General features: G+C 45.7%; 18 protein-coding genes. 15 read left to right on the top strand and 3 right to left on the bottom strand.

What is annotated here, in order from left to right:
* Positions 1-140 precede the first annotated feature (140 nt).
* The 7 genes from xdhA (at position 141) to ACXAER_RS16260 (ending at position 8418) form a co-directional block, all read left to right on the top strand.
* A complete protein-coding gene (xdhA, locus tag ACXAER_RS16290) occupies positions 141-1586 on the top strand; it encodes a xanthine dehydrogenase small subunit (protein WP_474831076.1) in 1446 nt (481 codons plus the stop codon).
* Positions 1579-3957, top strand: coding sequence for a xanthine dehydrogenase molybdopterin binding subunit (xdhB, locus tag ACXAER_RS16285; protein WP_474831074.1), 2379 nt, complete (start codon positions 1579-1581; stop codon positions 3955-3957). Before xdhA ends, xdhB begins: the two co-directional genes overlap by 8 nt.
* Positions 3954-4841 carry a xanthine dehydrogenase accessory protein XdhC gene (xdhC, locus tag ACXAER_RS16280; protein ID WP_474831072.1) on the top strand — a complete coding sequence of 296 codons (888 nt, stop codon included), beginning with the start codon at positions 3954-3956 and terminating at the stop codon, positions 4839-4841. The genes xdhB and xdhC overlap by 4 nt, the downstream gene beginning before the upstream one ends.
* 42 nt (positions 4842-4883) lie before the next feature.
* Positions 4884-5387, top strand: coding sequence for a 2-oxo-4-hydroxy-4-carboxy-5-ureidoimidazoline decarboxylase (gene uraD, locus ACXAER_RS16275; protein WP_474831070.1), 504 nt, complete (start codon positions 4884-4886; stop codon positions 5385-5387).
* A 78-nt stretch (positions 5388-5465) separates the two neighbouring features.
* Positions 5466-5792, top strand: a complete 327-nt coding sequence (gene uraH / locus ACXAER_RS16270) for a hydroxyisourate hydrolase (protein WP_474831068.1) — start codon at positions 5466-5468, stop codon at positions 5790-5792.
* 5 nt (positions 5793-5797) lie between these two features.
* On the top strand, positions 5798-7093 hold the full coding sequence (gene guaD / locus ACXAER_RS16265; RefSeq protein WP_474831066.1) for a guanine deaminase: 1296 nt from the start codon (positions 5798-5800) through the stop codon (positions 7091-7093).
* A gap of 44 nt (positions 7094-7137) precedes the next feature.
* Positions 7138-8418 (top strand): urate hydroxylase PuuD, encoded by a 1281-nt coding sequence (locus ACXAER_RS16260; RefSeq protein WP_474831064.1) that lies wholly within the window; start codon positions 7138-7140, stop codon positions 8416-8418.
* Between the two features lie 45 nt (positions 8419-8463).
* On the opposite strand, the gene ACXAER_RS16255 is transcribed toward ACXAER_RS16260, so the two are convergent.
* Positions 8464-9753: a diguanylate cyclase gene (locus ACXAER_RS16255; RefSeq protein ID WP_474831062.1), complete on the bottom strand. Its 1290-nt coding sequence runs from the start codon at positions 9751-9753 to the stop codon at positions 8464-8466.
* Positions 9754-10052: 299 nt separating this feature from the next.
* On the opposite strand from ACXAER_RS16255, the gene ACXAER_RS16250 reads away from it, so the two are divergent.
* A complete protein-coding gene (locus tag ACXAER_RS16250) occupies positions 10053-10328 on the top strand; it encodes a putative quinol monooxygenase (RefSeq protein ID WP_474831060.1) in 276 nt (91 codons plus the stop codon).
* A 95-nt stretch (positions 10329-10423) separates the two neighbouring features.
* Here the strand turns inward: ACXAER_RS16250 and ACXAER_RS16245 are convergent, their stop codons facing one another.
* The gene (locus ACXAER_RS16245) at positions 10424-10783 is read right to left on the bottom strand and encodes a winged helix-turn-helix transcriptional regulator (RefSeq protein WP_474831058.1); all 360 of its coding nucleotides are present in this window, start codon (positions 10781-10783) and stop codon (positions 10424-10426) included.
* A 232-nt stretch (positions 10784-11015) separates the two neighbouring features.
* Here ACXAER_RS16245 and ACXAER_RS16240 point away from each other — a divergent pair, with 232 nt between their 5' ends.
* Positions 11016-11507: a (2Fe-2S)-binding protein gene (locus tag ACXAER_RS16240; RefSeq protein ID WP_474831056.1), complete on the top strand. Its 492-nt coding sequence runs from the start codon at positions 11016-11018 to the stop codon at positions 11505-11507.
* Positions 11504-13801, top strand: a complete 2298-nt coding sequence (locus ACXAER_RS16235) for a xanthine dehydrogenase family protein molybdopterin-binding subunit (RefSeq protein ID WP_474831054.1) — start codon at positions 11504-11506, stop codon at positions 13799-13801. The genes ACXAER_RS16240 and ACXAER_RS16235 overlap by 4 nt, the downstream gene beginning before the upstream one ends.
* A gap of 106 nt (positions 13802-13907) precedes the next feature.
* Here ACXAER_RS16235 and ACXAER_RS16230 read toward each other — a convergent pair whose 3' ends face one another.
* Complete coding sequence (locus ACXAER_RS16230; protein WP_474831052.1) at positions 13908-14402, bottom strand: acyloxyacyl hydrolase; 495 nt, start codon at positions 14400-14402, stop codon at positions 13908-13910.
* Between the two features lie 231 nt (positions 14403-14633).
* Between ACXAER_RS16230 and ACXAER_RS16225 the strand changes: the two genes are divergently transcribed.
* The 5 genes from ACXAER_RS16225 (at position 14634) to ACXAER_RS16205 (ending at position 22998) form a co-directional block, all read left to right on the top strand.
* Positions 14634-15272, top strand: a complete 639-nt coding sequence (locus ACXAER_RS16225) for an NAD(P)H-dependent oxidoreductase (protein ID WP_474831050.1) — start codon at positions 14634-14636, stop codon at positions 15270-15272.
* A gap of 1 nt (position 15273) precedes the next feature.
* A complete protein-coding gene (locus tag ACXAER_RS16220; RefSeq protein WP_474831048.1) occupies positions 15274-17223 on the top strand; it encodes a monovalent cation:proton antiporter-2 (CPA2) family protein in 1950 nt (649 codons plus the stop codon).
* Positions 17224-17496: 273 nt separating this feature from the next.
* Positions 17497-18630 carry an efflux RND transporter periplasmic adaptor subunit gene (locus ACXAER_RS16215; RefSeq protein ID WP_474831046.1) on the top strand — a complete coding sequence of 378 codons (1134 nt, stop codon included), beginning with the start codon at positions 17497-17499 and terminating at the stop codon, positions 18628-18630.
* Positions 18631-18633: 3 nt separating this feature from the next.
* Positions 18634-21681: an efflux RND transporter permease subunit gene (locus ACXAER_RS16210; RefSeq protein ID WP_474831044.1), complete on the top strand. Its 3048-nt coding sequence runs from the start codon at positions 18634-18636 to the stop codon at positions 21679-21681.
* Between the two features lie 243 nt (positions 21682-21924).
* A complete protein-coding gene (locus ACXAER_RS16205; protein ID WP_474831042.1) occupies positions 21925-22998 on the top strand; it encodes an MBL fold metallo-hydrolase in 1074 nt (357 codons plus the stop codon).
* Positions 22999-23178 lie beyond the last annotated feature (180 nt).

The following is a 23178-nucleotide window of genomic DNA, read 5'->3' as shown; positions in this document are numbered from 1 at the left end:
ACTAAATTTGCACAAAATCATGGCCTTTTATAACTCGGCCATTTTTTATAAGCAATAAATTGACCAAATGGTCTACTTTTATGATAAAAATACAGCTATATTAATGAATACAAGAATGAATATAACAAGAAGGTGTGAGTATGATTCGCTTTCTAATAAATAACGATGTTGTTGAATTAAACGAAGCGCGAGCCGACCTCACCCTTCTGCAATTTATACGAGAACATCGCAAGAAAACAGGCACTAAGGAAGGCTGTGCAGCAGGCGACTGTGGCGCGTGCACCGTAGTGCTTGTAGAGCCAGCATCATCTGATAACGCGACGAAATTGAAATACCGTACAGTAAATAGCTGCATCACGCTTATGAGCGCTGTACACGGTAAACAGCTATTGTTCGTAGAACATTTAAGCGATGGTAAACACTTACACCCTGTACAGCAGGCCTTGGTTGATTATCACGGCTCGCAGTGTGGCTTCTGCACACCAGGGTTTATCATGTCGATGTTTGCTCTATACCACAGCAATTCGAAACCAAACCGTGACGATGTGCTTCATGCTTTATCTGGCAACTTGTGCCGGTGTACTGGCTATCGCCCGATTATCGACGCTACACTGGCGGTGTGCGAACAAACGCCTGATGATCAGTTCACGGCGCGCCAAGATACTACCCTTGCCACGTTATTATCGCTATCTGGGGAGAAGCCATCGGGTACAGGCAATATAAACACGCCTACATCGCGAGAAGAGTTGAAAGCACTTATTAAGGCACATCCTGACGCGCAACTGGTTGCGGGAAGTACCGATTTAAGTTTGCAGTTCACTCAACAGTTAAAAGATGTGCAAACGCTTATCAGCGTCACGCATATCGATGCACTAAAACAATGCACCAAAAACGAGCATTCTCTTATTATTGGTGCAGCAGTTCCGCTCAATGATGCGGCTCCCCTTTTACTAAACGCATTTCCACAAGTCGCTGAACTGGTAACGCGCTTTGCGTCCCTACCTATTCGCAACCAAGCAACGATTGGCGGTAACGTGGCTAACGCTTCGCCTATTGGAGATATGCCGCCGTTATTACTCGCATTAAATGCCGTTCTCCATTTAGATAACGGCGATAGCGTTCGTACAATCCCAATCAGCACATTTTTCAAGGGCTATCGCGAAACCACGTTGGCAAAAGATGAATGGATAAGCGCGATAGAAATCCCTTTTTCGAACCCTAATCAGTCACTTGGCGCTTATAAAATTTCTAAGCGATTTGAAGATGATATATCGGCCGTATGCGCCGTATTTAATGTCACACTCGACAACGGTAAGGTCGAAGCCATTACAAGTGGCTTTGGTGGTGTAGCTGCCGTTCCATCGACCTGTGAGGCGTTGGAAAGCGTTTTAAAAGGTAAGCAATTCGCTAGCAAAGAATGTTTAACGTTAGGTAAACAAGTTTTATTCGATGCTTTCTCACCTATTGACGACGTGCGCGCTACCGCTGAATACCGCAAAGCCGTTTTAGCCAACCTTTGGCATCGCTTCTGGTTAGAAAACCAAACAGTAAACCAAATTGAAACACGGGTGGTGCAGCATGCGTAAGTTAATTGATGCCCCTAATCCTTTAGAAACAAATGGCGAACAAGGTGTTGTTCACGTTTCTAAAAAACACGAAAGTGCGACACGCCAGGTACAAGGTAGCGCTAATTACGTTGACGATGTCACTGAACCTAAAGGCACACTTTACGCAGCAGTAGGTGTAAGCCAATGTGCAAAAGGTACGATTGAATCGATTAATCTCGACGCTGTTCGCCAAAGCGATGGCGTTGTGGATGTCGTTACCATTGATGACGTACCCGGCCACAAAGATATTGGCCCTGTGTTTGAAGGCGACCCGCTACTTGCTAACGGCGAAATCAAGTTCTTTGGTCAGCCTGTTTTTGCAGTACTTGCCACTTCAGTAAGCCTTGCCCGCCAAGCTGCGCTTAAAGGCAAACTAGAAGTCAATGAAGCTAAACCTATACTTACCGCAAAAGCTGCTCACCAGCAGCAAACGTTCGTGCGTCCCCTACACAGGTTTGGCCAGCATGCTGACCGCGTTGAAAGTACATTTGAAAATGCGCCCCACCGAGCACATGGTTCGCTAAGCATTGGCGGTCAGGAGCACATGTACCTTGAAGGGCAAGTGACCCTTGCGATCCATGATGAAGAAGATCGCATGAAAATCTACACATCTAGCCAGCACCCCAGTGAGGTGCAGAAACTCGTTGCCGAGGTACTTGATGTAAAATTGCACCGTGTAATGGTAGACATGCGACGAATGGGCGGTGGCTTCGGAGGAAAAGAAACCCAAGCAGCACAATGGGCCTGTATCGCGGCTTTACTGGCCTCGCGCAACCAGTGTGCAGTTAAGCTTCGTTTGCCGCGCTTCACCGATATGCATGTTACGGGTAAACGCCACCCTTTTGAAAATGAATTTGATGTAGCATTCGACGAAACAGGCAAAATTGAAGCCACTCGCATGACCATAAATGGCATTTGTGGGCACTCCCCTGACTTGTCAGACGCTATCGTAGATAGGGCCATGTTTCACGCGGATAATGGCTACTTCCTCGGCGATAGTGATATTGTCGGTCATAGACTACAAACCAATATGGTATCGCATACCGCTTATCGAGGTTTTGGCGGCCCGCAAGGCATGATCATGGCTGAAGCCATGATTGATAAAATTGCCCGCGCTATCGGCAGCGACCCGCTATCGGTAAGAAAACGTAATTTATATGGTCCGACTACAGGTAGTCTGACCCCCTATGGCATGAAGGTAGAACACAACCTTTTGCCCGATATGATTGCCGAGCTTGAAGAATCCGCTCAGTATTGGCAGCGCCGTGAAGCTATTGCAGCGTTTAATCGCGAGAGCCCAGTAATCAAGAAAGGTCTGGCACTAACGCCCGTTAAATTTGGTATTTCATTCACTGCTAAGCACTTAAACCAAGCGGGCGCTTTGGTACACATATACACCGACGGCAGTATTCAGGTGAATCATGGTGGTACTGAAATGGGCCAAGGGCTACATACCAAAATAGGCCAAATTGCGGCCAATGAATTCGGCCTAGACCTAGATATGATTGAGGTTACCGCAACACGCACGGATAAAGTACCGAACACCTCACCAACAGCGGCATCAAGTGGTACTGACATGAACGGAAAAGCCGTACAAAACGCGTGTATTACATTAAAAACTCGTTTGGCTGAATGCTACGCCAAAAGCTTAGGGTTAGAAGGCCGTGCTGGTGATGTGCAGTTTATCAATCAGCATGTTGTACTAGACGATAACAGCATTTCCTTTGCTGAACTGGTTCAACAAGCCTATTTTGCACGCGTATCACTGTCTTCAAGCGGTTTCTACAAAACCCCTAAGTTGCAGTACAACCGCGACACAGGCGAAGGCCGCCCGTTTTTCTACTTTGCTTACGGTGTGTCAATGAGCGAAGTGTCGGTGGATACGCTGACCGGTGAATACACGGTAGATAAGGTTAACGTTATTCACGATGTGGGCAATAGCCTTAACCCCGCCATTGATATTGGCCAAATTGAAGGCGCATTCATTCAAGGTATGGGCTGGCTTACCACAGAGGACCTTAAATGGAACGAATCAGGTAAGCTGATAAGTGAAAATATGGCAACCTATAAGATCCCTGCCATTGGCGATACGCCGCAAGAGTTTAACGTGAAACTGTTCGGTAAAGAAAACGCTGAAGACAGCATTTACCACTCGAAAGCCGTGGGTGAGCCACCGTTTATGCTAGCAATTTCAGTGTGGTGTGCCCTAAAAGATGCAATATCTAGCCTATCTGGCTACACGATTGATCCGCAGCTAGATACACCAGCCACACCAGAACGCGTGTTAAATGCTGTCGCCGCAATCCAACAGGCAGATCAACAAGCCGATAACCGGGGTACTGCTGTATGACTCGCGCCCCCCATTCATTTAATGCAACGCATTCATTTCGCGCGGCGCGTTGGCACGAGGCAATAGCCGAGTGCCAGGAGCGTAATGAGGGCTATGTTTTGGTTACCGTTGTAGGTACAGCGGGCTCCACTCCCCGTGAGCCAGGCAGTAAAATGGTGGTTACTGCTTCACAAAGCATCGATACCATTGGTGGCGGACATCTTGAGTTTGATGCTATCGACCGCGCCCGTAAATTTCTTGCTAAAGGCGAAGTGCATACCGAAGTTCATAGCTACCCGTTGAGCAGTTCTTTAGGGCAGTGTTGTGGTGGTGCGGTAAAAGTATTGTTTGACGTGTGTAACGTTCATCAGCAGCATATCGCCATCTTTGGTGCAGGTCATGTTGCAAAAGCACTGGTGCCTATTTTGGCTCAGTTACCCCTGCGAATTTCGTGGATAGACAATCGCGAAGACCTGTTTCCTTCGTCACTTCCAGCCAACGTACAAAAAGTGGTGGAAGAAGCGCCAGAGAGCGAGGTAAGGCACCTAGATGAAAACAGTTGGCTGATAATACTCACTCACGATCATCAGTTGGACTATCGCATTACGGAGCAGGCGTTAAAGCAGCCTTCTCTGCCTTTCGTTGGGTTAATAGGATCAGATACTAAAGCGAAGCGTTTTATTACCAAGCTGACTCATCGAGGGTTTGACGACAATGCGCTGTCAAGGCTGTTCACCCCTATTGGCAATCGAGATATTCCTGGAAAGCGCCCTGTTGAAGTTGCTGTTTCTATATCAGCACAAATAATTGAACGCCTTCATGCGGACAATGCAGCAGCGGCTTCAGAGACAAGTACTGAAAAAAATACTGACGCACGTACGGGTGCACACAAAACAACCTGCTAAAGAGCTGTAAAAAAGTGCAGCAAATAGAAAAGGATAACAGCAGTGACACTGACTGAACTAAATACACTAAGCGCTGAAGACGCATTTTCTTACTTTGAGCAATGCTGCGCAGCAAAAGCATGGATCTACCAAATGGTTGAAGCCCGCCCTTACAGCGATCAAGACGCCCTGGTTAATCAAGCAAAAGATGCTTGGGCAAAATGTAGCGATGATGACTACCTAGAAGCCTTTACGGCGCATCCTATGATTGGCGACGTAGACTCTTTACGTAAAAAGTTTGCCAATACTAAAGCTATTGCTGCTGGCGAACAATCAGGTACAGCGAGTGCGTCTGAAGCCGTTTTGCATCAACTAAAAGAAGCTAATCAGGCTTATTTAGATAAGCATGGGTTTATTTTTATTATCTGTGCCACCGGGCTTTCTGCGCAAACTATGCTGGAAGCTCTACAGGAAAGGCTGCCAAATACCACGCAGCAAGAAATATCCAATGCAGCCGCACAGCAAATAAAGATAACGCTTTTACGTATTAATAAAGCATTAGATTAATGCGGAGCGTTGTTGGCCGACCCGAGCGCTATGCCGCATAACAATAATGCGAATTGAATAAATTTTAAGGACTACAGTATGAATACGCTTTCAAGTCACATACTAGACACCACTTTGGGTAAGCCTGCACAAGGCATTGAACTTACCCTTACACTACCTGACGGCAGCACCCTTTCTGGTGAAACAGACAGTGATGGGCGCTTTAAAAACTGGGGCGTTGAGGATGGTTTTGATGCTGGGGTTTATACCTTGCGCTTTCACTGCAAGCCATACCTAACACAAACTCATGGCAGCAGTTTCTATCCACACATTGATATTACGTTTGAACTTGTTGAGAATGGCGGTCACTATCACGTACCACTTCTTATTTCTCCATTCGGTTTCAGCAGCTACAGGGGCAGCTAATAAACATGCAGCTTTTTCGTGCAAGCATTGCGCACTTTCCTAAACAAACCACACAATTTGATAATGACATTGTCATTTTTAAAGACGGTGGTTTGCTGGTAGATAACAAAGAAATAAAAGACATTGGCCCGTTTAGTGACCTAGCTGAACGTTACCCTGCCGCCACTGTCACTGATTTTTCGGGCAAGTGGATTTTACCAGGCTTAATAGATAGCCACCTGCATTATCCGCAAACCCAAAGTATTGCCCACTATGGCGAGCAGCTTTTAAGTTGGCTAGAAAACTACACGTTTCCCACTGAAATGCAGTTTGCCGATAGCGAACACGCCGACACCATCGCTAAGGTATTTTTAAACCAACTGCTAAAAAACGGCACCACCACAGGTTTTGTTTTTACTACCGTTCATAAAAGCAGTAGCGATGCGTTATTTAGCGCAGCCAGTGAGATTGATATGGCGATTGTAGCGGGCAAAGTATGTATGGATAGAAATTGCCCTAGCGCACTCAATGACTGCCCGTCTACAGCACAGGCTGACAGCGCAGCATTAATCGAGACTTGGCACAACAAAGGCCGTAACCGCTACGCGCTAACCCCTCGTTTTGCCCCTACCAGTACAGAAGCCCAACTTGCTGCATTAGGTGAACTTGCCCAGCAGTATCCGGACGTTTTCATTCAAACCCATTTGTCTGAAAATTTAGACGAGATTGCATGGGTAAAAAGCTTATTCCCTAACGCTGACGGCTATCTAGATGTTTACGACAGCTACAACCTAGTGCGCGAGCGTGCAGTGTTTGGCCACGGTATTCACCTTACGCCTAACGAATGGGCGCGCCTTGGCGACAGCGGTGCTACGGTTGCGTTTTGCCCTACGTCTAACTTGTTTTTAGGTAGCGGGCTTTTTGATATGACCGCAGCGCGTGCTAACAAAGTACATGTTGCTATGGCTACCGATGTGGGCGCAGGTACCACGTTTAACATGTTTAAGACCTATGGCGATGCATACAAGGTCAGTCAGTTGCGCAACGAGCCCATTAGCCCGTTGGAAGGGTTTTATCTTATGACCCAAGGCGCAGCAGTGGCCCATGCGCTTGACCATGAAATTGGTAACTTAAACCCGGGTTCTACCGCAGACTTTATCGTTGTAGAGCCAAGGTTCGATGAATTAACACGGTTGAGAATAAAAGAAGATGCCGACTTCGACGATGTGTTTTTCGCGTTGAGCATTTTAGGTGATGACCGCGCTATTGAGCAGACGTGGATAAGCGGTAACTGCCGCTACATCAAAGAAGATAAAGAGTAACAAGCTACTATAGGGCCAGCCGGCCCTAAATAAGGAGAATAATAATGCCGTGGCTAGATTGGATAAGTTTATTTGTACGTTGGTTTCACGTTGTGGCCGGTGTAGCTTGGATTGGCGCGTCGTTCTACTTCATATGGCTAGACAACAACTTGCGAACGCCACCTAAGTGGAAACAAGATAAAGGCATTAAAGGGGATTTATGGGCCATTCATGGCGGTGGCTTCTACGAGGTAGCCAAATACGCCTACGGACCAGAGAAAATGCCTGAAACATTACATTGGTTCAAATGGGAAGCCTATACAACTTGGTTATCAGGCTTTGCCCTTTTGATTATTGTTTATTACTTCGGTGCCAGCGCTTACCTTATTGATCCATCTGTCAACGCCATGTCGCCAGCTACGGCAATATCGTTAGGTTTGGGGTTAATCTTTGGTGGGCTAGCCATATACGAATTTGCATGTCGTAGCCCATTGGCCAAATACCCTCTTGCTTTTGGTATTGGGTTAGTTGCTCTAGTGTGCGTCGTTAGCTATCTGTCTACCCAGTGGTTTAGCGGCCGTGGTGCCTATATTCACGTGGGAGCCCTTATTGGCACTATCATGGCGGGTAATGTGTTTTTCAATATTATGCCAAACCAGCGCAAAATGGTGGCTGCCGTGGCTGACAAGAAAGATATAGACCCTGCGTGGGGCGCAAGTGCCAAACTTCGCTCGGTGCACAATAACTACTTCACGCTGCCCCTGCTGTTTATTATGATTTCAAATCACTACCCCATGACCTATCAGCACCCGCAAAATTGGCTTGTACTTATTGCCATTATGGCCGCAGCCGCTTGGATACGTCATTTCTTTAACTTACGTCATGTGGGCACTACTAAACCAAGTATATTAGTCTCTGGTGCTGCCGCCATGCTCGGTATAGCACTATGGGTATCTTGGCCACAAACATCTTCAATTCGACCGGTAAGTCATGATGACGCTCTATCTTCTTCAACTATGAATTCGCAGTCGACGAACCAACCTGAATTAAGCGCACCGGCAAGCGGGATAGCAAACGAAACTTCATCGGTAGTTAGTGACGAACGTGTGGCAAGTTTAATCACAACTCACTGTGTAAGCTGCCACTCGCGCACCCCCACCGACGAGATTTTCAGAGTAGCCCCGTTAGGCGTAGTCTTAGATTCATGGGAGGATATTGAGAGGTTCGCGCCACAAGTGGTTCGAAGAACCTCTGTGACTAAAGACATGCCATTTTTGAACAAGACAAAAATGACAAAAGAGGAAAGGCAAGTTATAGCTCGCTGGTTTGCCCAGCGGCAGCAGTAAAATACGTTTAGCGATGTAGCAGGAGTTTCAGTATTAGCAGTTTCGCTACATCGCTTTATCTACTTCGCTATCTACCGCTGTTACAACTTGCCCACATTGCTTTTTTTCATACATTACCCCATCTGCTCGGTCTAACCATTCCTGAACGGTGTTGATGCCCTCGTTCCACTGCACCCACCCAACGCTAAAGCTGATAGGAACGACACCTTTACCATCGATATCAATTTCGAATTTACTGTTTTTTATTCTGTCAAAAAATAAAGCTGTTTCGCCCTCATTAGTACCGTAGAGCAAAATGACAAACTCATCGCCACCGATACGGCCAAACCGGTCGCTATCTCGCAAAAGCGAGCCCATTACCTTAGAGAATTCAACTAACACTTTATCGCCTATCTTATGCCCATATTTATCATTAACTTCTTTAAACTTATCTAGGTCGACATAAACAAGGGTAGACGCTGCTTGGCCTCGCTCCATGCGAGAAATCTCGTCACTTAACTGACTAAATATCTCTCTTCTGTTGGCAAGCCCAGTAAGCGAATCAGTTTTTGAAAGATGCTCTAATTTAGTAACAGCGCTCATCAGAGCCTGCTGCTGAGTTTTCTCTTTTGTTATATCGTCTGCGGTACCTAAAATAAGCGACTGCATCTCTCTGTCGTCATAAATTAAACTGCCTCGGTCATGAAGGTATTTCACCTCGCCTTTCGCATCATAAATACGGTATTGGATATCCCAATTTTGCAATGGGCGCTGACTAAACTGTTTTAACACCCGCGCTTTATCATCTTCATGGACATGGTCGATAAAGCTCATAGGATTACAGTAGAGTTCGTATTCGTTGCGACCGAGAATCTTCTCATATCCATCATTGACATATTTCAGCGTAGTTAAATCCGGCGTCGCTACCCAAATGAAAGTTCTGTCAGAAAATGCGCTTACGATCTTACTGAACAAAGCGTCGATCTGGAAAAGCTCAGATTGAATACGCTTTTTCTCATCAATATCCTCGACCACAGAAATAAAGTATTCTGGGTTCCCCCGCTGGTCTCTGACGAGAGAAACCGTCAGTTGGGCCCAAACCTGCTCGCCGTCGCGCCTTAAGTAGCGCTTTTCCAACGAGTAGTTTTCAATATCCCCTTTTAGAAGGCTTTCTAGATAATCAAGATCCTCGTTAAGATAGCCAGGTGCTGTTAATTCCTGAAACGTGAGTTTTGTAAGCTCTTCACTTGAGTAACCTAAAAAATTACACAGGCATTTATTCACACGAATGAAGCTGCCATCTACACTGACGTGAGCGAGCCCCACTGGACAAGAGTAAAAGGTTTTTTCAAACATAGGGCACCGCCCCGAAAAATGATTGCATTCCGTCGCCTCAACAAAAGTGATGCTAAACCCACAACAAGCGCCACATATACTTTAGTATAAGCAAGTATAGATGTTTTTTTTACATTAGCGAATGAATATAACTAAGAAAAAGGCCTAGATAATCATTATCAAAGCTAGTGTGAACAAGGTTAAATACATTGAAGTAGGCAACGTGCCCCTTATCCGATAAAAAGGCCAACTTAACGCTTACGGCTAACATAATATTTCCAATTTACTTATGTTGAGCGCTTTAGCATTAGGACTTCTTTGTGATCGAATTCTCAGTCATTATCTTTTCTAAGCCTCATCATCAAAACGCGCTTTCAGAAGCCCTAGCGCCTTTGGTCAAAGCTAGCCGCGCAGAAAAAGGCGCCGTAATGTACGATCTGCATTCATGCGAAGACGGTGTTTTTGTCATTACTGAGAAATGGGAATCTCAAGAAGCGCTTGATGCCCACGAAGTGACAGCGCACTTTAAAGCCTTTCAGGAGAAAGCGGGGGCGCTTGTCGACAAGGTGCTTAGGTTACCGATTGTGAAAGTTTAGAACTGCAACTCTAAGCGGTTGTGTTTCAAAACGGTGAACTGTAACGCTCACCGTATTCGATATTCTGCCGTTATTCTGCGTTTTTAGATGAGGAATTAATCGTCTGTGTGCTCTTCAGACCAGATTCTTAGCTGTTCAAGAATATCTAACGCTGAGCGCCCGAAAGCGGTGAGACTGTAAGCAACAGCGATCGGGCGAGAGTCGATAACGTTGCGGATCACCATGCCATTGTTTTCCAACTCTTTAAGGCGCTGATCAACCATCTTCCGGCTGGCGCCGCCAAGCATTCTGCACAAATCATTAAACCTTACAGGTTCATCTTTGAGATGATAAATAATAGAACCCGTCCATTTTCCACCAATTAGGCGCATTCCACGCTCTATAGCACACGGCTCTGTGCACGTATTTAAAACGGTTTTTCTACCCTTAGCGTCTGTTTTTATCTCTGTTTTCATTGATGTCCTTTGAAAAAGCACCTAGTAACCAAAAGTAAACTAATTGCTTAGTTGAACAAGGTAACTAAACTATACCACATAAACTATTTTGGCTTACAGTCGTATACCTGTAATCAATTAGTCTACTTTATAAGTTAAAGGTTCACAAAAGACCAGGCAAACCAGACCGTTCAAACCAAGTCTTTACCTTGGCGAGAGCTATTTAGACTCTAACTTCACGGTGATGATTACCATGATTGAATTTACGTTAAATGGAAAAAAAGTGCAGACGGATGCTGCCTCAGATACCCCACTCGTGTGGGTAATTCGCGATGAATTTGGACTTAAAGGCACCAAGTTTGGCTGTGGCGTTGCCATGTGTGGTGTATGTACTGTTCATATTGACGGCAATGCTATTCGCTCTTGCTCTTATCCTGTTTCTCTCGTTAATGGTAAACAGGTTAATACGATAGAAAGCCTTAACAACGAGCACCCTTTACAATCGGCGTGGGTGGAAGAACAAGTGCCCCAATGCGGTTACTGTCAGTCCGGTCAAATAATGCAAGCTGCCACACTGCTTGATAGTAATCCTAACCCAAGCGAGCAGGATATCGTAAATCACATGAATGGTAATTATTGCCGTTGTATGGCCTATACTAGAATCAAAAAAGCGATTAAACGTGCCGCAACTTCTACTGTACAGCATTTCGACCCGAAGGCTTCCTCAAAAGGTGAAAACGCATGAGCATAAAAGACCTTTCCAAAGAGAAAAAAGACACCATTAATTTGTCTCGTCGCTCATTTGTGGCCGGTTCTGTTAAAACGTCGCTTTTCATGGCGTTTGGCGCTTCGGCAATTCCATCTATTCTGTCAGCTAAAGAAGCCATTGAAAATAAATCGTTTTCACCTAACGTCTGGTTTGAAATGGATACACACGGCCGTGTAACAGTGAATATCGCCAAGGCTGAAATGGGACAACATGTAGGTACTGCTTTAGCGCGTATCTTAGCGGACGAACTAGAGTGTGAATGGGACAAAGTAGCAATTGTGCACGTAGATACTGACCCTAAGTGGGGTTACATGGTAACAGGTGGTTCATGGTCGGTTTTCCAAACCTACAAACCTATGTCGCAAGCAGGTGCAGCTGGACGCCAAGTGCTTCTTAACGCCGGCGCTAAGTTACTGGGCGTGCCGGTATCAGATTGTGAAGCTAACACGGGTTTTGTTGTATCTGGCACGAAAAAGATAAGTTACGGTGACATTGTTGCAAATGGCAACATCGATAAGGTTTATTCAGCCGACGAATTAGAAAGTCTACCAATTAAACCTGGGAACAAAAAACACCTCATTGGTTTGGGTAACGAATATAAAGCTTTGGATATTCCACCAAAAACCAACGGCACCGCAGTTTACGGTATAGATGTTGAAGTAGACAACATGCTGTATGCCCGCCCCATTCTTCCGCCTACGCGCTATGGTAGTAAAGTCACTAAGGTAGACGACAGTCAAGCGAAATCGCTCCCTGGATATAGAGGCTATAAGGTACTAAGTGATCCATCGGGTACGATAGAAGGCTGGGTTGCTGTACTGGCTTCTGATTACCCGACGGCAATTAAAGCCATCGATAAAGTGAAGGTTAGCTACAACGCAGGTAAAACGGTGAACGTTAACGAAGCTGACATTCAAAAAGAGGGCGAGCGAATCTGCCGCGACCGAAGTGAAGGCACATTATTTGTCGATGAAGGAAATATTTTAAATGCTGAAAAGCAGGCGGCTGAATCAATTGAAGCAATGTATACCACAGCAACGGCTAGCCATTTTCAACTAGAGCCGCTTAACGCAATTGCTGAATTTAAAGAGGGTAAGTGGCATATTCACACGGGTAATCAATGGCAAGGCCTTACCCTTCCCGCTGTAGCTAAAGCGGCAGAAGTGCCTGATTCCGACGTCGTTATTCACCAATACTATCTTGGTGGAGGCTTTGGCCGCCGTTTGTTTGGTGACTGGATAATTCCAGCAGTGCTTACCGCGAAAGCGGCCGGGCAACCGGTTAAAATGCTGTTCATGCGCCCTGACGATACCATGTTCGACCAACCTCGCTCGGCGTCAACGTCGTTGTTCAACGCCTATTTCGACGACTCTGGGAATTTCACTGGTATGGAGCACGCACTTGCTGCGGGCTGGCCAACGCTGGCAATGGCACCGAGCTTTATGCCTGACGGAGTAGATGGGAAAGGAAAAGTTGACCCGTTTTCAGCTTCAGGGGCAGACCATTGGTACACCATGCAGCATCACCAAGCCCGAGTGATAAACAACAAAGTGGCGCAGGATACCTTCACACCGGGCTGGCTTCGCTCAGTGGGTCAAGGTTGGATAGTGTGGGGATTAGAAAGCTTTATCGATGAAGTGGCACATAAAGCTAACCAAAACCCCGTGGATTTTAGGTTGTCTATGCTTGACGGCAAAGGTAAGCAAGCGGGCAAAGCGCCTGAAAGCGTTGGTGGTGCCACTCGCCTTGCTCACACCCTGAAAAAGCTCAAGGACAAGACAGCTAACGTTGAACTAGGTGAGAACGAAGGTATTGGGTTTAGTGTAACTGCAGGACAAGAACGTACTATGCCCGCATGGCTTGCTACCGCAGCACATGTTCACGTAGATAAAAACAGTGGAAAAATCACGCTTAAAAAGTTGTGGGTGGTCGCAGACGCGGGAATTATCGTTCACCCCGATGGCGCTATGGCGCAAATGGAAGGCGCGTTGCTTTGGGGAACTAGCCTTGCGTTATTTGAACACAACGAAATTAAAGACGGCTATGTGGCGAAGAAAAACTTAACTACGTACCAACCACTTAGAATGAACGACGTACCAGATATGGACATTGAGTACATTGAAAGTAATGAATTTCCAGTGGGGTTGGGCGAGCCAGGGGTTATTGGCGTGGCACCAGCAGTAGGTAACGCTGTTTATAATGCTGTTGGCGTCAGACTGCGCCACTTACCCATGCTATCTAGCGACGTAAAAAAAGCACTTAACGCTTAAACCGTTAAACCACAAAGCAGAAGCAAAAATAAAAACAACCCGCACTTTGGCGGGTTGTTTTTATTTAAAAGAAGCGCATTGTGAACACGTTGCAGATAAAACATTATTAAAAAAGATAGTGAGCGCTTAAAACTAATGACTCTGATCCCGGGTTTGTATCCCCTAGCCCACCGTTAGAGATATGACCGATTTCAGCTTCTATCGATAATGAATCAGTGAGCTTATATTGCCCAGCAAGTGATGAATAAAACTCTATCGTGTCACCTAAGTTTTCAGACTCATCGACAATGCCCGCATGAAACGCAACCCGTACGGAAAAGTCGTTGTACTCATAGATATCTTTTGCCACACCGGCTGCGAAATAATGTTGACCTTGGTCTGCATTCACTAAAAGTACGGTAGGACGTAATCCGTAAAATGGCTCAAGCGGTTTGTGTATGTAAGCCACGTGCAATGCGTAACGGTCTGCGTCATCAAACAGATTCCAAACGGCAGCCCCTGCTTTTAGTTCACTACCTTGAGGCAGAGCATGGGTGGATAGCGGCGCAAAAAAAGAAAGTAATGATAGTGCAAGTACGCGTGTTTTTAGTGATGTTTTCATGGTTATATGGTTCTAAGCAAAGTAAAAAAATAGTGTTCCGTCGTAGCAATAATCCGTTTTCAAGTTCATAATGGTAATTAGGTTACTTTTTTCAACCTGATAAACATTGGTAACCTTATAACTTTGAAGAAATATTAATTCTGATTTGCTCTAAGCGTTTATGTTGCTTTATAAAGTAGAGTGGCAAGAAAAATTCTTAGAGACTCAGGCAGTAAAGCTGAGTAGAGAAGTATGACCAACCTAAACGCCATAGAAGACACAAAACGAAGTAAGAAAGTACTGGTTCTTTTCGCTCACCCTGCGCAAACGCACTCTGAAGTGAACGTGCCGCTTTTTCATGAAGCTCAACTAAATAAGCACGTGACCGCCGTTGATTTGTATGCAGAATATCCAGATTTTAATATTGATATTGAACGGGAGCAGCAGCGTTTAGTCGACCACGATGTCATTGTTTTCCTGTTTCCGCTGTACTGGTATTCCACACCTTCCATTTTGAAAGAATGGCAAGATTTAGTATTGGAATATGGGTTCGCCTACGGCCATGAAGGTACTGCACTTAAAGATAAACTGTTTCTTTGTGCGTTAAGTGCGGGTGGCAAAGAGGAAGCCTATCAAACTGACGGTTTCAACCACTACACCATCAGGCAACTTCTTCAGCCTTTAGAGCAAATGGCCCAAATCACAAATATGACCTACATTGCCCCGTTTGCAATATTCGGCTCGCGTACCGCCCAAGAAGAGCATCGCCTTGTTGAACACAGAGGCAAGTGGGTAACCCTGCTTAAAAAGTTAACCACCAACACTCTCGATTTAGAAAAAGCAAAACACATCGAGAACCTCGCCGACCTTTGTACGGCGAAAGGAGATTAATGTGACGGGCTATTTCTTATATGCATTTATCTATCTGGTCGCCGCAGTAATTGCAGTACCCATTGCGAAGCGCCTTGGCTTAGGATCTGTTCTAGGCTATTTAATAGCCGGGCTTGTCATAGGCCCAATTTTCGGCTTAGTCGGCGATGAAACCGTCGCTATTCAGCATTTTGCTGAATTCGGTGTGGTCATGATGCTGTTTTTGGTTGGGCTAGAACTAGAGCCCCGCTCGCTATGGGCAATGAAGTCAAAACTTATGGGGTTAGGCGGTCTTCAGTTAGCGCTAACCACAGCGCTTATCACCGGCGTAGCCTTATTGCTTGATCAGCCTTTTAGCATTGCCCTTACAATAGGCCTTATTTTCGCCCTTTCATCAACCGCCATTGTTTTACAAACGTTGCAAGAAAAAGGGCTTCAAAAAACGGAAGGGGGTAAAAGCGCCTTTTCAGTTTTGCTGTTTCAGGATATCGCTGTAATTCCCATGCTTGCGCTTATTCCCCTTCTTGCCATACCTGAGTTGGTACAAGCAGGTAACGCGCACAGCGGCGATACAGGGTCTCACGATAGCTTTAATTTAGTGGAAGGACTTGCACCCTGGGCTTCTGGTCTTGTGATCATTAGCTCAATTGCCTTTTTGACCATTGGAGGACACTACTTAAGTCGCCCCTTATTTAAGTTTGTTGCCGCATCCGGATTACGAGAAATTTTTACCGCAACAGCGCTTATGCTAATTATCGGGATTGCGGCGTTAATGGGGCTTGTGGGGCTGTCTCCTGCGCTCGGCGCATTTTTAGCCGGCGTTGTTTTAGCAAACAGTGAATTCAGGCATGAACTTGAAGCCAATATTGAGCCATTTAAAGGATTACTGTTAGGTTTGTTTTTTATAACAGTAGGCGCTGGTATTAACTTTTCAGTGCTCTCTGAGAGCCCGCTGTTAATCGCTGGGCTAACTATTGCTGTTATGCTGGTTAAAGCTGCAGTGCTGTTTGTTATTGCCCTTATTTTTAAGATAAAAGGCACTAACAAGTGGCTATTCACACTAAGCCTTGCACAGGCGGGTGAATTTGGCTTTGTGCTGTTAAGTTTTGCCTCGCAGAACTACGTGCTGCCCAGCGACGTTATTTCTATTCTTTCCCTTGTGGTAGCCATTTCTATGTTCTTGACACCAGGGCTATTCATTCTTTTCGACAAAGCCATTATCCCCCACTATAAAAACGTGAAGTCACAGCGAGCGGAAGACGCCATTGACGAAAAAGGCACCGTGGTGATTGCTGGTATTGGGCGCTTTGGCCAAATCGTTAATCGCCTTTTAGTGGCCAACGATGTAAATACCGTGGTGCTTGATATTCGCGCTGAGCAGATAGACCTTATCAGACGAATTGGCACCAAAGCCTATTTTGGCGATGCGTCCAAACCTGATATCTTGCATACCGCTGGCGCCCACGAAGCCGCTTTGTTGGTTATTGCCATCGACGATAGGGAAACTGCTGCAGAAATGGTGAAATACGCAAAGCACGCGCTTCCTAACACCAAAGTGCTAGCCCGAGCCTTTGACCGTGGTCATGGCTATCGCTTGCGCCAGTTGGGCGCAGATTTTGTCGTATCTGAAACCTACCACAGTGCCCTGGAAATGGGTGCAGAAGCATTGCGTTCGCTGAATATTCACCCCTTTCACGTTGAGCGACAAAAAATGGCCTACAAAAATATTGAGACTCAGCAAAACGACGTGCTTTATCACGCGTGGGCAGATGACGCTAGCGGCGAACGCGTTGATAACAATTACCTGAAGCTATTTATTGAACTAGAGTCGCTAATCGAAAATGCCCTAAAAGCAGATTTACACGACAAACATTCAAAGATGCGTGGTTGGACTCCACCGCCTAAAGGCTATGCTGAAAGCCTTGCACCCGATGAAAACCCAAATAGAAACCCAGATAAAAACAATACTTGATCGTGCCGAGCTGAATGCATTTTTTTGCGGATTTATATTTCGCATCGAATAAATCGGCGGAAAACCAATGGTTGGCGCATGTAAATGTGAATAAAAATCTGATCGAAAACGACAAATAACGCTATAACCTGTAAGAAGATTCAACTTAGCGTTAATTGATATTTGACCACACTTTTGCCGGTGTGGACGCGCGCGATACTAATGCGCGTTACTAAATTACCCATTGCGAAAATACAAATGGGAAGAAGCGGTCTATTTAAATGGAGAGTTACCATGTTGTCTGAAAAAAACCTCTTTCACAGCTTAGCCCTGCGCACTGTGGTTGCTATTGCTTCACTCGCTGGATTAAGCGCCTGTGAAGACGCCCCTACTCCACCTAAAGCTGTATCATCAACACCGGTAACGCTTTATAACGTGCAGCATTCAGACGAGACCATTGCTAAATTCCCAGGGCAAGTAGAGGCGGCTGAATATTCAAACCTTTCGTTTCGCATTGGCGGCAAACTGCAAGAACTCAAAGTAAAAGCGGGCGAGGAAGTGTCCGAGAACCAGCTTATCGCACGACTTGATGACAGAGACGCAAAAGCACAGCTCGCCACAGCTCAGTCTCAGTTTGATGTGTCCTCTGCCATGTTTGAACGTATGGAAGCATCGGTTGAAAAAGGCGCGGTAAGCCGCTCTACGTTTGATGAGGCGAAAGCTAATTATTTATCCGCTAAGGCCAATCTGACCAATGCGCAAGATCAGCTAAGTTATACCGAGCTTCGTGCACCTTTTGCAGGACTTATTGCGTCTGTACCTGTTGAAAATTACCAAGTCATTGTACCGCAGCAAACCATCGCCGAGCTTCATATGCCGGGCGCTATCGACGTAACGTTTCAGTTGCCAGAGCAAAAAATGCGCATGATTGACCGCTCTAGAGCACGCGAAAACCGTTCCTCGGAAATGGCATGGGTTACTTTTTCTGGCATGCCAGAAAAACGTTACGCTGCCATGTACAAAGACCACGAAAGCACCACGCGCCAGGGTGAGCTTAGCTACGAAGTTACGATCACCCTACCTGAACCCGACGATATCAATGTGCTTTCAGGCATGAGCGCTACCGTACTACTTGATATGTCGAAGTTAATTGAGTCTGATGCAAAGCTTTGGCTAGTGCCTTTTGGTGCGGTAGTCACTGATAATGCCAAGCCAGAAAAAGCCATTGTGTGGCGCTTCAAACCTGACAACGACAATGCTAAAAAAGGCACAGTCGAAGCAGTAGAAGTCGTGATATCACGCGGTATTTCTAACGGCCTGCTAGTAGAAGGCCCGCTAAACGACGATGATAGAATTGTTGCTGCAGGTGCACATCTTGTAAAAGAAGGCCAAGCAGTTACTGAGTGGACGAAAGAAGGAGGCCTGTAAATTATGGTCGAGTATTTTTTTCGTCAAAAAGTAATAAGCTGGATGGTTGCCATCATTTTAGGTGTGGGCGGCATCGTTACCTTTCTTGGCTTAGGTCAGCTAGAATTTCCCGAATTCACCATTAGAAATGCACTAGTTATAACCCAATACCCAGGCGCAACACCTGAACAAGTTGAAGAAGAAGTTACGCTCCAGCTTGAAAAAGCAATTCAGCGTATACCCAACGTAAAACGCGTAAGCTCAGTTAACATGTTGGGGTTATCACAAATTACGGTGGAGCTTAAAAGTAGTGTTCAGGCTAAAGACCTAGAACAATACTGGGATAACCTACGGCGTAAAGTGGGTGACGCACAGGCATCGCTGCCCCCCGGTACCAGCACCTCTATTGTAAATGACGATTTCGGCGATGTATTTGGGCTGCTGCTTACCCTTAAAAGTGAAGACTATTCCCTTAAGCAAATGGAAGACTTCGCTGATTTAATGCAGCGCGAAATACAGCTTGTTGAGGGTGTTAAGAAAGTATCTATCGCCGGCACAGTAAGCGAACAAATTATTGTGTCTTTAGATCACGATAAAATGAAAACCCTTAATGTGTCTGCAGAATCCATTGCTGGCCTTTTAACCGCGCAAAACGTGGTGGGCAACGCAGGGTCGATTAAGGTTCAGGGCAAGCGCCTATCCATTCAGCCCACTGGCGAATTTGATAACCTAGAGGCGTTAGGCCAAGTAGTCATTGGCTCACCGGCTAGCGGCCTTATTCGCTTAACAGATATCGCGACTATTGAGCGCAAGCTTAACGATACGCCTTCTATTCTTTATCACAGTTCTGGTACCCCTGCTCTGTCTATTGGCGTGTCTTTCGCATCGGCGGTAAATGTGGTTGATGTAGGTAAGCGACTTAATACAAAAATTGCCGAGCTAGAGCAGCGTATGCCCCTTGGCATGAGCCTCAACACCGTTTACAACCAACCTACCGTGGTCGACGATTCTGTTACCGGCTTCTTGATTAACCTAGCTGAAGCCGTTGCCATTGTTATTTTCGTACTTCTGCTGTTTATGGGCTGGCGAAGTGGCGTGCTAATGGGGCTTATTCTTGTGCTCACCATTCTTGGCACCTTTATCTTAATGTCGGTAAAAGGTATTGAGCTGCAAAAAATTTCTCTAGGTGCGCTCATTATTGCCCTTGGTATGCTAGTCGACAACGCCATCGTAGTTACTGAAGGCATGTTGATTGGTGTTAGAAAAGGGCAAACTAAGCTTCAGGCAGCAAAAGACGTGGTGTCTCAAAACGGTCTCCCCCTTCTTGGCGCTACAGTAATTGCTATTACCGCCTTTGCGCCAATTGGCCTTTCGCCAGATGCCACTGGGGAATTCGTTGGATCTCTCTTCTGGGTACTGTGCTTCTCGCTTTTCTTAAGTTGGATCACCGCGCTAACCATTACGCCCTTCTTTTTCGACTTGTTATTTAAAACTGAAAAAGAACGCGGCAATCGTGAGGAAGACGACGATCCATACAAAGGCATTATTTTTACGGCTTACAAACGTGTGCTAACTGCAGCTATCAATCACAGGTACATTACGATAGTACTGGTACTTGTTGCGCTGGTTGGCAGCATGGCATCGGGTAAATTCGTGAAAAATGCGTTTTTCCCAGATTCATCCACACCGCTTTTCTTTGTAGATTTGTGGCTGCCCGAAGGAAGCGACATCTTAACGACAGAGCAAACTATACGGCGCTTAGAAAGCAACGTGTTAAGCATGGAAGATATCGCCAACGTGACCAGCGTTATAGGCGGTGGTGCACAGCGCCTTACCCTAACCTATGCGCCAGAAGACCGATACGCCAGTTATGGCCAGCTTATTGTTGAAACTAATACGGTTGAGTCTCGTGATGCTCGAATGCGAGAAATTATCGAGCTGGTGCGGCAAGACTTCCCCAATGTGCAATACAAGGTAAAAGCACTGCAAGTAGGCCCCTCTGCAAAAGCGGCGATAGAAGCGAGAATTTACGGACCAGAGCCTGAAGTTTTGCGTGAGATCAGCAGCGACATAGAAGCCATATTTCAAGCAGAGGAAACCATGGACAGCGTGCGTTTGTCGTGGAGCAACAAAGTGCCATTTGTTGAACCTGTGTTTCTGGAGGAACAAGCCAGACGTATCGGCGTAACTCGAGATGCCGTTCACACCGCGTTTCTGCTTAACAACGAAGGGGAAACTGTTGGCCTTTACCGCGAAGGTAGCGATTTAATACCTATTGTCATGCGTAACGATCCAAACCAGCGCTATGACATTGATAATCTTGCCTCACTCAACGTATGGAGCCAAGAGCAAGGTAAATACATAAGTATGGCTGACGTTATCAGCAATGTGGATGTATCGCTTGATAACCCTATCATCAAACGCCGCAACCGGGTACGTATGCTGGCGGTTTATGCTGAGCCCATGCCTTTATCCGGAGAAACGGCAGCGAGCGTGCAAGCGAAAGTTCGCCCTCTTGTAGAAGAGCTTAAATTGCCTGATGGCTATCGTATTGAATGGGGCGGCGAATACGAAACCTCAACCGACGCGCAAAGCGCCCTCTTCGCCAGCATGCCTATTGGTATATTGGGTATGTTCATTATCACCGTATTGCTATTTGGCAAGCTTCGCCAAGCTTTAGCGATATGGGGCATAATACCACTTACTACCATCGGCATTATTGGTGGCTTGGTACTGGTTGGTGCACCTTTTACTTTTATGGCGCTGCTGGGCAGCTTAAGCCTTATCGGTATGGTGCTTAAAAACGGGATCGTATTGATGGAAGAAATAAACGTACAGGCAAAAGGTAATAGTGGCGCGTTTGAAGCGGTTGTTAAAGCATCAGTATCACGTGTACGTCCCGTTTCAATGGCAGCCATCACTACCATATTGGGTATGATCCCGCTGTTTTCTGACGCGTTCTTTGCGTCAATGGCAGTTGTTATTGTATTTGGTCTGACCGTCGCCACCGTGCTTACACTACTTATACTGCCTGTGCTGCACTGTACGTTCCACGGTATTAAGTCTGAATAAAAAAGTACGTACAACAAATTCGATTAGTTGTGTGCTAGTTCGTGTAGGTAGCACAAAAACGGTGAAGACCTAATATTGTTAACAGCCAGCATGAGGAGTATCTATTCATGCTGGCTGCACAATATCGCTTACCTGCAATCTATCCTTCTTAACAAACCTACACCCACCAGTTTACTTTTAACCAAATTAGTCTATTATTAGTAAACTACACTGTGCAGTATACTTTTAATTTAAGGTGAGAGCATGCCCGTTTTTAATCGCACACGCTTTCTTGTTGGAGTTTTATTTATGACATCTTTCTGTGGTTCTTCAAACAGCCTTGCTGCGAGCGCGTCACAACCTGAAAAATTCACTAATACCCATATTGAATATAAAACGACGTGGCGAGACATGTGGAAAGTCACCAAGGCGTACTTTCGCGACAACAGAGATGCCGCAACACCAACGTTTGATATACCCGTGTCGACACTTACACCTCAAATGCTTGACGCAGTTGCAGAAGATAGCGTGATAAAGCTAGGCCACTCTACTACCCTACTGAAACTTTCTGAGCGCTATATATTGATCGATCCGGTTTTCAGTGAGCGCGCGTCTCCCGTTCAATGGGCGGGACCCAAACGTTTCCACCAAGCACCAATTTCACTGGAAGACCTGCCTAAATTAGATGCCGTTATCATAAGTCACGACCATTATGACCATTTAGATAAGGGCAGCATTGAAGTACTAAAAAACAAAGTCGACGTGTTTATTACACCGTTACGAGTAGGCAATCATTTACGTGACTGGGGCGTAGATGCAAACAAAATTGTTGAGTTGGATTGGTGGCAAAACACAGGGGTTAGAGATATTGAAATCATAGCGACCCCCTCCCAGCATTTCTCTGGGCGAGGTTTATTTGATAAAGACGAAACCCTTTGGGCAAGTTGGGTTATAAAATCGTCGAACACTAACATCTTTTACAGCGGTGACTCGGGCTATTTTGAAGGCTTCAAAGCAATAGGTGACAAGTACGGTCCGTTTGATTTATCGATGATTGAAACCGGCGCATACAACGAATTGTGGTCTGACATTCACATGCTGCCTGAAGAAAGCTTGCAAGCGCATATCGATATTCAAGCCAGTGTCATGATGCCTGTACACAACAGTACCTTTGATTTGGCGCTGCATAACTGGAATGAGCCTCTTATCAAAATAACGAAGCTTGCTGGCGCAAAAGAAGTCCCTGTAAGCATTCCTATTTTTGGCGAAATCGTGCCAATAAAGCAGTCAGGTGAAGTACCCAATAAGGTATGGTGGCTAGATGAAGATGATACTTAACGTTTAAAAAGTGTTCATTTCTGCTCGCTTAACTTCATGTTTTGCTATACATTTATGGATAGATTGTATAAATAGCACTCACACACTTTCTAGGCTACAATGCGCATGGGCGACACTTACCGCAATCAAGCTCGGATCAAACCATCAATGCGTAAATGTAATTTATCGGTTAAAGGAGTT

It is taken from the genome of Alteromonas sp. AWJ4_199, from assembly GCF_056159165.1.
The sequence above is the reverse complement of the archived record's forward strand: the minus strand, read 5'-3'. Positions and strand labels throughout refer to the sequence as shown.

Bases quoted from the DNA above. Each gene is read 5' to 3' on its own strand.
- guaD (WP_474831066.1), top strand. From the start codon at position 5,798: ATGCAGCTTTTTCGTGCAAGCATTGCGCACTTTCCTAAACAAACCACA.
- ACXAER_RS16255 (WP_474831062.1), bottom strand. From the start codon at position 9,753: ATGTTTGAAAAAACCTTTTACTCTTGTCCAGTGGGGCTCGCTCACGTC.
- ACXAER_RS16235 (WP_474831054.1), top strand. From the start codon at position 11,504: ATGAGCATAAAAGACCTTTCCAAAGAGAAAAAAGACACCATTAATTTG.
- ACXAER_RS16240 (WP_474831056.1), top strand. From the start codon at position 11,016: ATGATTGAATTTACGTTAAATGGAAAAAAAGTGCAGACGGATGCTGCC.
- ACXAER_RS16260 (WP_474831064.1), top strand. From the start codon at position 7,138: ATGCCGTGGCTAGATTGGATAAGTTTATTTGTACGTTGGTTTCACGTT.
- ACXAER_RS16210 (WP_474831044.1), top strand. From the start codon at position 18,634: ATGGTCGAGTATTTTTTTCGTCAAAAAGTAATAAGCTGGATGGTTGCC.
- xdhA (WP_474831076.1), top strand. From the start codon at position 141: ATGATTCGCTTTCTAATAAATAACGATGTTGTTGAATTAAACGAAGCG.
- ACXAER_RS16215 (WP_474831046.1), top strand. From the start codon at position 17,497: ATGTTGTCTGAAAAAAACCTCTTTCACAGCTTAGCCCTGCGCACTGTG.
- xdhC (WP_474831072.1), top strand. From the start codon at position 3,954: ATGACTCGCGCCCCCCATTCATTTAATGCAACGCATTCATTTCGCGCG.
- ACXAER_RS16245 (WP_474831058.1), bottom strand. From the start codon at position 10,783: ATGAAAACAGAGATAAAAACAGACGCTAAGGGTAGAAAAACCGTTTTA.
- ACXAER_RS16225 (WP_474831050.1), top strand. From the start codon at position 14,634: ATGACCAACCTAAACGCCATAGAAGACACAAAACGAAGTAAGAAAGTA.
- ACXAER_RS16205 (WP_474831042.1), top strand. From the start codon at position 21,925: ATGCCCGTTTTTAATCGCACACGCTTTCTTGTTGGAGTTTTATTTATG.
- xdhB (WP_474831074.1), top strand. From the start codon at position 1,579: ATGCGTAAGTTAATTGATGCCCCTAATCCTTTAGAAACAAATGGCGAA.
- ACXAER_RS16230 (WP_474831052.1), bottom strand. From the start codon at position 14,402: ATGAAAACATCACTAAAAACACGCGTACTTGCACTATCATTACTTTCT.
- uraH (WP_474831068.1), top strand. From the start codon at position 5,466: ATGAATACGCTTTCAAGTCACATACTAGACACCACTTTGGGTAAGCCT.